The sequence below is a fragment of the Microbacterium sp. LWH13-1.2 genome, from assembly GCF_038397735.1.
GTDB lineage: Bacteria > Actinomycetota > Actinomycetes > Actinomycetales > Microbacteriaceae > Microbacterium.
In genome coordinates, this window is the sequence record NZ_CP151635.1 from 82,307 (window position 1) to 95,590 (window position 13,284).

The 13,284-nt window shown below is 68.8% G+C and carries 7 protein-coding genes; 6 read left to right on the top strand and 1 reads right to left on the bottom strand.

Going from position 1 to position 13,284, the window contains the following annotated elements; genetic code table 11:
• Positions 1–47: 47 nt before the first annotated feature.
• On the bottom strand, positions 48–1,139 hold the full coding sequence (locus tag MRBLWH13_RS00340) for a hypothetical protein (protein WP_341956379.1): 1,092 nt from the start codon (positions 1,137–1,139) through the stop codon (positions 48–50).
• A 113-nt stretch (positions 1,140–1,252) separates the two neighbouring features.
• Between MRBLWH13_RS00340 and MRBLWH13_RS00345 the strand changes: the two genes are divergently transcribed.
• From MRBLWH13_RS00345 to MRBLWH13_RS00370, 6 genes are all read left to right on the top strand, one after another.
• Complete coding sequence (locus tag MRBLWH13_RS00345; RefSeq protein ID WP_341956380.1) at positions 1,253–2,299, top strand: NAD(P)-dependent alcohol dehydrogenase; 1,047 nt, start codon at positions 1,253–1,255, stop codon at positions 2,297–2,299.
• 419 nt (positions 2,300–2,718) lie between these two features.
• Positions 2,719–4,281 (top strand): DUF222 domain-containing protein, encoded by a 1,563-nt coding sequence (locus tag MRBLWH13_RS00350; protein WP_341956381.1) that lies wholly within the window; start codon positions 2,719–2,721, stop codon positions 4,279–4,281.
• Positions 4,282–4,530: 249 nt separating this feature from the next.
• Entirely contained in the window at positions 4,531–5,247 is a 717-nt protein-coding gene (locus tag MRBLWH13_RS00355; protein ID WP_341956382.1) for a GntR family transcriptional regulator, read from the top strand.
• A gap of 248 nt (positions 5,248–5,495) precedes the next feature.
• A complete protein-coding gene (locus MRBLWH13_RS00360; protein WP_341956383.1) occupies positions 5,496–6,062 on the top strand; it encodes a DNA-3-methyladenine glycosylase I in 567 nt (188 codons plus the stop codon).
• 157 nt (positions 6,063–6,219) lie between these two features.
• Positions 6,220–7,350 carry a serine/threonine-protein kinase gene (locus tag MRBLWH13_RS00365; protein WP_235560702.1) on the top strand — a complete coding sequence of 377 codons (1,131 nt, stop codon included), beginning with the start codon at positions 6,220–6,222 and terminating at the stop codon, positions 7,348–7,350.
• Positions 7,350–13,271 (top strand): Ig-like domain-containing protein, encoded by a 5,922-nt coding sequence (locus MRBLWH13_RS00370; RefSeq protein ID WP_341956384.1) that lies wholly within the window; start codon positions 7,350–7,352, stop codon positions 13,269–13,271. Before MRBLWH13_RS00365 ends, MRBLWH13_RS00370 begins: the two co-directional genes overlap by 1 nt.
• Positions 13,272–13,284 lie beyond the last annotated feature (13 nt).

Below are 13,284 nucleotides of genomic sequence, written 5' to 3' on the forward strand. Positions count from 1 at the left end.
TGTCGTCTGCCGGTATAGGAGCCGGTGTCGTCGGTTCGGTTGCGCGCTCAGGCCCCGGGCTGAGGCGGGTACGGTGCGGGAGGCGGCTGATGCCCGGGAGCGGGGTGCTGTCCGGGCGACGGCGAGTACGGATGCCGCGTCGCGGAAGGTGGGAACTGCGCCGGCGGGTACTGCGTCTGAGCGTTCTGTGCGCCGGGATGCTGTGCGCCGGGATACTGCGCATCCGGATACTGCCCCGCCGAGTACTGTGCCTGTGCGGATGAGGCGTCTCCCGAGTGCGCTGAACCGTCGGGAGTGAGCCGCGACTGGGTTCGGACGCGCAGCAGCACGACGGTGAAGGCGAGATACAGCAATCCGGCTGCGGCCCCGCCGCCATAGAGGAGCAGGGTCGGAACCACGGTGATCAGTCCGCGCGGCAGCTCGGACAGCACCCGGAACGCGGTCTCGGGAGCGGCGATCAGCAGAATGCTGGCGACCAGCAGCGCGAGTGCCGGAAGCACGAGCGCAAAGGGAGACCATCTCGTCACGGCGATGCCCGCGATCACGAGCAGCGCGCCGGCGAAGACCGCCGATGCCGCACCGGGGCGTAGATCGAACTCGAATCGCTGCAGGGCGAAGAGCGCTCCGTCGGCGATGCCCCAGGTGAGCGCCCAGGCGCCGGCGGTCAGCAGCAGCGGCGCGGCGACGATGCCGATCACGCTCAGCGCGGTGCCCCTCGCTCGCGGGTCTCGGCGGACGAGAGCGAGCACCAATCCCATCGCCCCGAGGGGCGCGAGCACGACGAGAGGCACTCCATAGACGAGCCCGTCGCCCCAGTCCCGTGGCTGGATCCGGATGATCCACGACAGCGTGACGGGGAACACGGCGACGATCAGGGGAACGATGCTGAGGATTCCGGCGACGATCAGGCCGGCGGAACTCCAGATGCCGGTGAGCACCACCAGGATGAGCAGCGCGAGACCGAGAGCCTGAAGAAGCAATGGCCCGACCAGGGGCGCCAGCGAGCCGTCGAATCCATAGGCGAAGAGTGTCAGGTTCACCGTCTGTCCGCCGACGGACAGCAGTATCAGGGCTATCGGCGTCAGTATGAGAGCGATCAGGATCGTGATCAGGCGGGCGGTCAAGGATGATCGGCGCATAGGACTTCCCCTCCGGAGTCGTAGCCCCACGGTACCGATCCGAGCGCCGGAACGACACAGGTTCACCCCGTAGTGTCGGTCTGCCCCACCCGAACCGACCCGAGGAGTCTTCGATGACCCGTGTCCACGCCTACGCCGCACCGAGCGAAGCCGCGCCGCTCGAGAAGACCGTGATCGAGCGCCGAGAGCTCGGTGCACACGACATCCTGATCGACATCGCGTTCGCCGGCATCTGCCACTCCGACATCCACACCGTCCGCGGAGACTGGGGCCCGCAGAGCTATCCGCTCGCACCAGGGCACGAGATCGCCGGAACGGTGGCCGCCGTCGGCTCCGAGGTCACGAAGCACGCGGTCGGAGACCGCGTCGGCGTCGGATGTCTCGTGAACTCCTGCGGTGAATGTCGTAACTGCCTGCGCGGAGACGAGCAGTTCTGCTCGAACGGTGCCGTCTTCACTTACGGAAGCACCGACCGCGACGGCACCATCACCCAGGGCGGCTACTCCGAGCAGGTCGTCGTGACCGAGTCGTTCGCCGTGCGCATCCCCGATGCTCTCGCCCTCGATGTCGCCGCTCCTCTGCTCTGCGCCGGCATCACCACGTACTCGCCGCTGCGGCATTGGAATGTCGGACCCGGCACCCGCGTCGCCGTCGTCGGGCTCGGGGGACTGGGCCATATGGGCGTGCAGATCGCGCATGCTCTCGGAGCCGAGGTGACCGTGCTGTCGCAGACCCTCAACAAGAAGGACGACGGGATCCGGCTCGGCGCCGACCACTACTTCGCGACCAGCGACCCCGAGACCTTCCGCTCGCTGCGCGGGTCGTTCGACATGATCCTCAATACGGTCAGCGCAGTGGTCGACCTGCGCGCCTACCTCGGCCTCCTCGACGTCGGCGGGTCGATGGTCTGCGTCGGTGCGCCGGCCGAGCCGCTCGCCGTCAATGTCTCCTCGCTGATCGGCGGACGCCGCTCGCTCGCCGGATCCAACATCGGCGGCATCCGCGAGACGCAGGAGATGCTCGACTTCTGTGCCGAGCACGGCATTGCGTCGGAGATCGAGGTCATCACGGCGTCGCAGATCAACGAGGCTTACGAGCGCGTTCTCGCCTCGGACGTGCGCTACCGCTTCGTCATCGACGCCAAGACCATCGCGGACTGATAACTCCGCGGTTGTGTGGAAGAGGTGGCCCCGTTCTTCGAGCGGGGCCACCTCGGCGTTCGGGGAGGGCTGTCGTTCTCCCGCTGTTCTCCGTGTCGCACGCTCGGCTTTCCCGGGTTTGGCTTCTCCGGGGCAAGTGCTTTTCTGCCGGGGTTCCTCGTCGGGGCGTGTGCCTTTCTGCTCGGGTTGCCTATTCGGGGCGTGTGCTTTTCTGCTGGGGTTGCCTCTTCGGCTCGCGCATCTTTAGCCCTGGGCTGTCTCTTCGGCTCGCGACCCTCTGTCAGTGCCGCCACCCTGTGCACCCTTGGTGAGCGTCTCTCGCTGCATCATTCTGAGAGATTGGAATACGCCTCTGGTCTGGGATAATTCGGGGTTGTTTCGGGGCGTGAATGTCGGTGGTTGCGGGTTGACTTGCGGGTATGAACAGCACGGTGGAGCTTCTGGATCGGGTCATCGCCGACCTCGACACGGTGCTGTCCGATGACGCGCTCGCCGGGTTGTCGGATGCGGATCGGGTCACCGTGTTGCAGGGTGCGGGGGCTGTCTTCCGGCGTGCGGAGGCGGTGATCGTCGAGACCGTTGCGACGGGTGATGCGGGGGACTTTCCGCATTCGGTGGGGTGTCGGGGTGTGAATGAGTTGTTGCAGCGGACGGTGCGGGTGGATGTGCGGGGTGCGTCGCGGGTCGACACGGTCGTCGATCTGGTGCGGCGGCCGGTGAGTCTGGCGGGGGAGCGGATGCCGGCGCGGTGGTCGGAGTTGCGGCTCGCGCTGTTGGATGGGGTGGTCGGGGTGGCGGGGTTTCTCGCGGCGACGGGTCCGATCGAGCGGGTGTGGGATCGTCTCAGCGTGGATCAACGGTTGGCGGCGGATGTCGCGTTGGCGGGGTGCGCGCGCGGGCACGGGGTCGACACGGGCGTCGAAGAGGGCGAATCGGGTCCGGCGCCGACGGCGCAGGATTTGAAGGCTCTTGCGGAGGATCTCGCGTCGATGTTCGACCCGGACGGGGAAGAACCGAAGGATGAGGACTCCCGCCGTCGCCGAGGCATCACGATCGGCCGGTTGACGGACGGTGTGCATGCGATCCGGGGGTATCTGACCCCGGACGTCGCGGCGCAACTGCAGCTGATCATGGACGCGATCCTCAACCCCAAGGGTGACGGCCCGCCGATGCCCGGAGTCCACTTCGCCCCCAGCGACGGCGACGGCGACGGCGACGATGCCGACGCGGGTGCGGGTGCGGGTGCGGGTGCGGGTGCCCGTGCGGGGGCGGGTGCCGATCCGTTCAACTCGGATCCGCGGTGCGTGCTCGATGATCGCACCGCGTCGCAGAAACGCCACGATGCCCTGGCGATGGTGTTCGCGATCGCGGCCCGCCACAGGGACATGCCCACCCTTGGTGGGTCATCACCGGTGCTCGTCGTCACCGTCGACGCGAAAGACCTCGCCGCTCACGGCTCGCACGCAGCCGGTGCGGCCTTCGGGAACGCTGCGTCCGGAACGGGCGGAGCGGGCGGCAACAACGGCTGGGCGACGATCCCCGGATCCGGTGCTCACATCCCTGTCCCGGTCGCCGCGCACGTCGCCTGCGCCGGGACCATCCAACGGGTGCTGATGGATGAGGGCCGGATCATCGGCATCACCACCACGGACCGGGTGTTCACCGTGCACCAACGCCGGGCGATCATCGCCCGCGACAAGGAATGCTTGATCCCCGGCTGTCATGTTCCCGCGTCGTGGTGCGAGATCCACCACGTCACCGAACATGCGAGGGGTGGGCCGACGCATACGGACAATGGTGTGCCGTTGTGCTGGTGGCATCACCGATCCCTCGGATCCTCCGGGTGGGAGATCCGCATGGACGACGGCCTCCCGCAGGTGCGAGGTCCGCGATGGTGGGACCCCGACCAACGATGGCGCACCCCGAGACTCAGCCTCCCGCGGATAAGCCACGCATCGCTGAAACCGGTCCTCACCGGCTGACCCCCCGCCACCGGGTGGTTCAGCATGCACCGCACCGCATCCACTACTGAGCGCCGAGCGCCGAGCACTGACGCTTACACACCGACTACTGGTAGTCGGCTCACCGCACGCGCACGCGCACCCGTGATGCCACCGGAGGCCCGTCGCGGGAGGTTGGCTGGTGCATGTCGGCCGACGTCCTTCTTCCTGAGGGCATTCGCACGACCGAGCAGACCTCCGCTCACCAGCGTTCCGCACCATGAGAAAGGCATGACCATGTCGATGGGTTCCCTCGAGGAACAGCTGCGACCTCAACTGCTCAGCGGACTCGCATACGAGCGCCTGCTCGCAGAGATCGTCAGCGGCAGGCTCGCACCCGGTCAGCGTCTTCGTCTCGATCTGCTCGCTCACAGCTGGGCGGTCTCGCGCACCCCCGTCCGAGAGGCACTCACGCGACTCTCCGACATGCGATTCGTGCATGTCTCCCCGAATGCCGGAACGCGCGTCGCGGACTGGTCGCGCGTCGACATGATCGAGCGCGCCCGCGTCGTCGATCGACTGATCGTCAAGGACTCACTCACGCGCTCGCTGGCCGGCTCATCGGCCGACTCGCTGCCGGGGGCACTGGCCACGCGCGCCCCGCTCGCCGACACCGATTGCGAACTGGCCGCCTATCTCGACCTCGCCGAAGCACTCATCTCCCGCGAGTTCGGCCGCCTCGGCTCCCTGATCGTCGGGGATCACATCGAACCGCTTCGGCTCTTCGTCGACCCCGACACGGCCCGCCGTCACGGGGTGGATGTCGACTCGGGTCGCCCACGCAGGCGCGCACTCCTCACCGCGGCGCGCACAGCCCTCGCGCAGGGCGCACACGGTGCGGCCTCCGAGGCGCTCGACGCCTTCGGAACCTCCCTCCTCGAGATGCTCGGGTCAATGCCCGCAGCATCCCCCAGACGGGGTGCGGAAAGCGAACCTCCCCTTCGCTGATCGCCACCCTTCGATCGGCGCCCCACGCCGATCGAGAAATCTGCAACGCCGGTTCTGATCTGGCCGATCTCCCCATCGGTCTGGTCGACATCGCACAGCGATCCCCCGACCGGCGCAGCAGGACACCGGGTGTGGGCGAGCGCATGCTCGTCCACACCTTTCGCACCAGCAGCAACACGTCCGGCCGGCATGCGTACGAGCGTCCCTGAACCCCGGCCGGTGTCGGTGCGCCCGGATAACGTGAGGACATGACGTCTCTGATCGCCGGGCCCGACCACCGCGAACGCTGCGCATGGGTGGGTGACGATGCGGAGTACCGCCGCTACCACGACGAGGAATGGGGAACCCCGCTGCACGGCGACCGCGCGCTGTTCGAGAAGATGGCACTCGAAGGCTTCCAGGCAGGACTCTCCTGGATCACCATCCTCCGCAAGCGCCCTCGATTCCGAGAGGTCTTCGGCGGATTCGACGTCGAGACGGTCTCCGAGTTCGACGAGTCCGACATCGAACGGCTCATGGCGGACGCCGGGATCATCCGCAACCGCGCCAAGATCGAGGCGACGATCGGCAATGCCCGCTTGGTAAGAAAAATGGCAGAGGGTGAGCTCGACGAGCTGATGTGGTCGTTCGCGCCCACCCCCGGCATCCGCCCCGCCTCCTTCGCCGACGTCCCCGCGGTGACTCCCGAGTCCACGGCCATGAGCAAAGAGCTGCGCCGCCGCGGCTTCCGCTTCGTCGGACCCACCACCATGTACGCGCTCATGCAGTCAGCAGGAATGGTCGACGACCACATCGAGGGATGCTGGCGGGCCTGACCCCACCCCGCGCAGCCTGCCGCGCCCGGCCATGACTTCGAGTGACCCTCGGGATCGTCGATCCCCTCGATATACTCGGTGATCGGGGGGAACGCCCAGCGCAGCGCGCCGGGTTCATGCAGGGCGCGGTCTCCCCATCCGACCGTGAGGAGCATGAGTGGCAACGCGCATGGCATCGACACCGCCGACGCTGGCGGGGTACAGCTACGTGCGTCCGCTCGGTTCCGGCGGCTTCGCCGACGTGTTCCTCTACGAGCAGGACATGCCACGTCGCGTCGCCGCGGTGAAGGTCCTTCTCGCGGATGCAGTCAACCGTGAGGTGCTGCGCACCTTCAACGTCGAGGCCGACATCTCCGCCCGCCTCAGCGCACACCCGTCGATCGTGACGATCTACCAGGCGTCGATCTCGGCGGACGGTCGCCCGTACTTCGCGATGGAGTACTGCCCCGACACCATGAGCGCCCGCTACAAGAAGGCGCCGCTCGCGCTCGCGGAAGTTCTCGACACCGGCGTGCGCATCGCCGGTGCCCTCGAGACCGTGCACCGGGCAGGGCTGCTGCACCGAGACATCAAGCCATCGAACGTCCTCATCAACTCCCTCGGCGCTCCCGTGCTCGCCGACTTCGGCATCGCTGCCGCCGTGATCGACGAGGGCGACGGAGAGACGATCGCGATGTCCGTGCCGTGGAGCTCGCCCGAGGTGCTTCAGGAACGCGTCTCCGGCTCCGTGCCGAGCGAGATCTGGAGCCTCGGCGCCACCCTGTACACACTGCTCGCCGGTCGGAGCCCGTTCGAGCGGCCCGACCGCGGCTCGAACTCACGCGACCAGCTCACCGAGCGGATCATCAAGGCCCGCTACACGGCCGTGCCCGTGCCCGGCATCCCGCCGATCATCGACGAGATCTTCGCGACCGCGATGCACCGCGATCCCGCCAAGCGGTTCGCGAGCATGGCCGACTTCGCCGAGAGGCTGCGCTGGGCGCAGTACGAGCTGGGCATCCACCCGACAGCCTTTGAGGCGGCATCCGCCGAATGGGCGGCCGCCGCCCCGGTGAGCTTCTCCGACTCCGCGCCGCGCGGGCCCGTGATCACCACGGTGGCCCCCGACTCGCGTCGGGCCGTCCGCGCCGCACGCCAGCAGGCCGCACCCCGCGACCGCGACGACCTGCCCGCCGCCCGCACCAAGACCCGCTCGCCCCTCGTCGCGGGCGTGATCGGCGCGCTGATCGGCGCCGCCGTGCTCGCCGGAGTCGGCATCGCGGTCCTCTACCTGACAGGGATCCTCTGATGGCCATCGGCGACCGCAACCGCGCGGAGACCAAGCCCCGGTCGCGAAGCCGTCTGATCGCCGCGATCTCGGGTGTCGCAGCCCTCGCCGTGGTGGTCACCCTCGCCGTCACAGCGCAGGGATACCAGTCGCAGGAGGTGCCCCGACTCGAATCCGCGGTCTGGGTGATGCGAGACAGCGGCCAGTACGCCCGAGTGAACACCGAGCTCGCCGAGATCGACACGGTGCGCAACGTCGACGATCCCGAGGCCGTCTGGCAGAGCGGATCTGCCGCGGTTCTGTACGCGCAGGGCAACAGGCAGCGCTGGGATCTCGACCCGGCCAGCCCGACCGATCTGCTGTCCGACTCGTCCGACGCGGGAACCCCGCTCGCCTCCGAGCCGACCCCTGCGGGCACGAGGGAGATCCTCTCCGCAGGCCCCTACGTGGCCTACCGCACCGACACCGGTCAGGTCTCGGTGACGACGCTCGACCGGGGTGCGGCCACCGCGCTGGTCGACCCGTTCGCGGGCGTCGAGGTCGAAGAGGGCGAGGACCCTCCGACCTACACGGCGGATGCGATCGGGCTCTCGCCCGAGGGTCTGCTCGTGCTGTACTCGGCCGATGAGGGCGCGGTGCGCCGATTCGACATCGACGAACACCGATTCCTCGGAGATCCGGCATCCGTCTCCTCGGCTCCCGAAGCGGGCGAGGGGCTGTCCGTGACCGTCGTGGGCGACCGCTGGGCGATGCTGCAGACGGGGTCCGGTGAGCTGTGGCTCCAGGGTCGCGACGAACCCGTCGAGCTCGATGTCGCCGACGATGCGCGCCTGCAGGAGGGTGCCACCGCGGGCGAGTCCCTGTTCATCGCCGACTCCGACGGACTCGTGTCGGTCGACCTCGACTCGGGAGAGTCCGAGCGCGTCGCGGACGCCACCGGTGTTCCCGCGGCTCCGGTGGTCGTGGGCGACGATACTTATGCCGCCTGGCTCGACACCGGCGGTGGCACCCTGTGGGTCGATGGCGAGACCGTACCGTTGCGGGTCCCCGACGAGGCACTCGACTCCGCGACGATCGAGCCGGTCTTCCAGGAGAACGGCGACCGCGCAGTGCTGAGCGAGACCGGAACGGGACTCATCTGGACGGCGCCAGACGGTGAGTTGATCCCGCTCGAGCAGTGGGCCATCGAAGACGAGACGGAGCAGCAGGAGGGCACCATCATCGTCGAGGACGTGGCGGAGCAGCTGCCCCCCGTCGCCGTGGACGACGCGTTCGGCGTCCGCGCCGGCGAGCAGGTGATCCTCCCGGTGCTGCTCAACGACCACGATCCGAACAAGAAGGACGTCCTGACGATCGACCCCGACTCGGTGGCAGGCGGTCTCGGGGATCCCGCATTCGGCGACCTGACTCTCGTCGCCAACGGGCAGTCCCTCGTCGTCAACGTCAAGGCGGGATCCGGCCAGACCTCCTTCACCTACGCCGTGACCGACGGTGCGGCGGTGTCACCGCCCGCGACCGTGACCCTGACCGTCGTCGACGCGGGCGTCAACTCGGCACCCGTGTGGTGCGGCGTCGACGCCTGCCAGCAGGAGTGGCCGACTCCGCAGCTCCTTCCCGGTGGCAGCACCGTGGTCTCCGCACTCTCCGGCTGGGTCGACCCCGAGGGCGACCCCTTCGTGCTCAGCGACGCCTACGAGACCGACTCGTCATCGCCCGTGATGGTGGTTCCGATGGCGGACGGTCGTGTGGCGATCCGTCACACCGACCCGAACGCGGCGGATGCGGTGATCGCCGTCACCGTGGTCGTCGAGGACGTGCACGGCGCGACAGCCGAGAAGACCCTCGACGTGCAGGTCACCGGCAGCCCGGCCCTCGTGGCGTCGCCGGTCGCGCTGACAGCCCGCGTGGGTGAGCTGCAGTCCATCCGCATCTCCGATCACCTGTCCGGCGGCTCCGGTTCGTACCGACTGGTCGATGCTGTGCAGACGGCCGCCACCGCGCAGGGCCTCGAGGTCACCCCGAATGCGGCCTCGGGCACGGTCGAGCTGACCGTCGCAGAGCCGGGGCAGTATGTCGTGACGTACACCGCCCAGGACGTCTCGACGCAGGCCGAGCAGTCCGCGGTCATCCGCATCACCGCCGTCGACGGCTCATCCGGGCTCGCGATGGCTCCCCTGACCGCCTTCGTCCGCGAAGGTGAGGACACGACCGTCGACGTGCTGCGTGCGGTGCAGAACACCAGCGGCCGGGTGCTGATGCTGTCCGACGCCGTGAGCTCGACTCCGCAGCTGAACGTGCGGGTGGTCGGCAACGAGAGCATCCGCGTGAACGGCACGACCGAAGACGGCGAGCCCGGAGTCATCGGCAGGGCCACGGTGACCGTCGCCGACGGTTCCGGAGCCGCGGTGCAAGGCACCGTCACGGTCTTCCTCACCCCGCCGTCGACCGTGACCCGCCCGATCGTGTTCCCGGATGCGATCACGGTGCGCGCAGGCTCCCTCACCCGCATCGCCGTCACGGCGAACGACGTCGCTCCGCGAGGTGAGCCGCTGGTCGTGCTCCCCGAGGTCACCGGATCCGGCGAGGCCGGCGAGCTCGTCTTCGCCGACCGCAACGCGCTGCGGTACCTCGCACCGACCACGCCGGGCACCTACCGGCTCACGTACTCCGTCTCGCTCGAGCGCAATCCGTCGCTCTCCGACAACGGCACCGTGACGGTCACGGTCGTGCCCCCGGGGACGAACCGCGCGCCGACGCCGACCACTCTGACCGGTCGGGTGCTCAGCGGCCAGACGGTCTCGCTGCGGGTTCCGGCGAACGGGATGGACAGCGACGGCGATCGTGTGGTGCTCACCGGCATCGAGCAGCCAGAGAAGGGCGCGGGCACCGCGACGATCTCGGCGAGCGGCGAGTCCATCGTCTACCGGGCTCCCGCGGCCGGTGTCCAGGGCGGCCAGGCCAGCTTCCGCTACACCGTGCGCGACCCGCAGGGTGAAGAGGGTTCGGGTCTGGTCCGCATCGGAGTGCTCGACGCGGACGTCGACGACACAGCCCCCGTGACCTTCAGCGACTACGTGCGCGTCGAGGCGGGTTCGAAGACCCCGATCGTGCTCGACCCCCGTTCGAACGATCTCGACCCCGCGCAGAGCGAGCTCGAGATCACCGAGCTGGTGCCCAACGCTCCACCGGTCAAGGGCAACCCGCTGTACGACCGACTGAATGCGCTGATCGATTCCGACACCGACCTCGACGAGGGACGGGTCGTGCTGCGTGCGGGAGACACCGCCGGCACCAACTCCTACTTCTACACGGTCAAGTCGAAGCGCACCTCGAGCACCGCGCAGGGCCTGATCGTGGTCACGGTGACCGACGGTGCCGTCGCCGATCAGCCGAGCGTCGCCGACACCGTCCTCACCGCACGCGACCGCGATGACCTCGCGGACCGCGGCATCGACGTCGTGACCGATCGCGTGAGCTGGCCGTCGGGAGACACGTCGTCGCTCACCCTGAGCCTGTGGGGCGACCAGCCCGGGTACACCGTGCAGGGCAACCGCATCGTGGGCACCGCTCCGACCGAGGGCGCGCTCGTCCCGTTCCAGCTCAAGGGCAAGGGGTCGGGCGGACGCGACGTCGTCGCGTACGGATTCCTGCGCATCCCCGCCTTCGATGACATGCAGGTGCAGCTCAAGCCCGGGTCCACGCCCGTCGTGGTCGACGAGGATGCCGCGGCATCGTTCGACGTGGGCGACTACGTCGATCTGACGGCATCGGATGCCATCGAGGTCGGCAGCGGTCAGTTCGGCGCCCAGCGTGCGGCTGCGTCGTGCGTCGCGGAGGGATCCGGTGGCGCGACCTACCGGGCGGGCCGCGAGGCGCCGTGGTCGGACACCTGCCTCGTGCCCGTGCGGCTCAAGGGGCAGGAGCGCTGGTCGTACATCGACGTGCCCATCAGCATCCGTCCGGCCGAGCCGCAGCTGCTGCTCTCGTCCATCTCGCACACGATCGCCCCCGGTGCCACCGCGACGATCGACATGTATGCCAACATGGCCGCCTGGGAGGGCGGGCGCGAAGGCAACGCGGGGTCGCTCGTGTACCGGGTCGTGTATTCCGGGTCGGCGTTCATCGTGACGCCCAACGGCAAGACCCTCACGATCGAGGCCCGCGCCGATGCGAAGCCGGGCAACAGCGAGAACATCAGCGTCACGGTCGAGCAGTACGGGCAGCCCTCGGCATCCGTCCGTCTCGTCGTCGGCGCGGCACCGCCGGATGCTCCGCGAGGGGCCACCTTCACGAAGCAGTGCATCGTGACGAGCCCGAACTGCACGATCGACGTGGTCGACGTGGCGGGCGAGTACGACCCCTTCGCGGGCAAGCCCGGCTCCGGGCTGCGCCTGATGTCGCTCGGCGCGGGAGCGCGCTGCGACGTGGCCTCGATCTCGACGTCGAACAGCAAGTCGATCACGGCGAGCTGGCCCGGCGGCGGACAGGCGCCCGGCGGGCAGTGCGTCATCCCGTTCGTGGTCTCGGATGCGCAGGGGCGAACCGGAACAGGAACCCTGACGCTCGACCTGCAGGGCTTCCCGCAGGCGCCCGCGAGCGTCACCACGGTCGGCTTCACTCGCACCACCGTGGTGCTCGAGGTGCCCCTCGGCGAGGCCGGGCGCGCACACCCGAGCGTCTCGGGAGTGACGATCATGCAGGACGGATCGCCGGCGAACGCCTCATGCAGTCCCGCGGGAGGCGCGTACCGCTGCACCGTGAACGGGCTCGTCAACGGAGCGCCGCACGTCTTCACCGCAGCCGCAGTCAACGCCGTCGGCACGTCGGCCACGACCTCGCCCCTCACGAGCTGGGCGTATGCGGCGCCGGTCGTCTCGAACGCGACCGCGACGCCGGTCTACCGCCCGGGAGGCTCCGACCGCGGTCGAGGCATCGTCGCGCTCGCGATCGACGCATCGGATGACGCGCTGGCCTTCCGCATCGAGGAGACCGGCGAGATGATTCCCCGGAACGGGGGCACGACCCAGGTGGAGATCGGTCTGTCGCCCGGAGCGCAGAACCTCACGATCGTCCCCATCAGCGAGTTCCAGCCGCCGAACGGCGAGGGTGGCAACGAGGGCGGCGCCTTCCGCACCTCGGTGACGGTGGCGGGCTCTCCGTACTTCGATCCGTCGTGGACCAACGCGAGCTCACCGACCAACACGTCGATCGACGTGTCGGGCATCGCCGCGCAGGCCAACGGCAGTGCCCAGGGCCTAGACGTCGTCTACGTCGCGTGGCGCTCGGGCAATGCCAGCTGCAGCGCCGACGGCAACGGGCGGCTCTCGGTATCCGGCGCCGAGGTGCAGTCCGCCTCGCCGTCGATTCAGGGTCTTCAGCAGTATCAGGTCTACAACGTGAAGGCCTGCGCCTCGAACGGTTACGGAGTCGCGGAGTCGTCGACCGCGACGGTGTTCACCTTCAGGTCCGTCGACGGCCCCAGCGGCAACACCACGTACACTGTGGCGACCTCGCCGGCGAAGAACGGCAACCGGTACGAGTACGGTCTGTCGTCGGCTCCGGCACTCAATGTCGAAGAGGGCTTCGTCGCGCGATACAACATGTACGGGGATTGGCGAGGAGACTTCTGGCTCACCCCCGACTCGTCCCCGGGGCAGGTGCGAGCGCAGGCCTGCCACGCGCAGCAGACGGGCTCGTGCTCGGGCGCGGTGAACATCACCGCCACGACGGCGCCGACGATCGTGAATGTCGATTTCCAGGCGTGTATGCCCGCGCGTGAATCCGATGTCGTCACGGTGTCGGGAGCGGCCAGCGGGTCGTACGACCGGGTCGTCACACCCGTGGTCGACACCCCCGGTGCCTTCGACGTGAAGATCACCTGGAAGGGCGCGTACGCGACCCTGTCACCCATCACCCATCGAGTGACGGGCGCCTGCCCCTGAGGCGGGTCTCCCG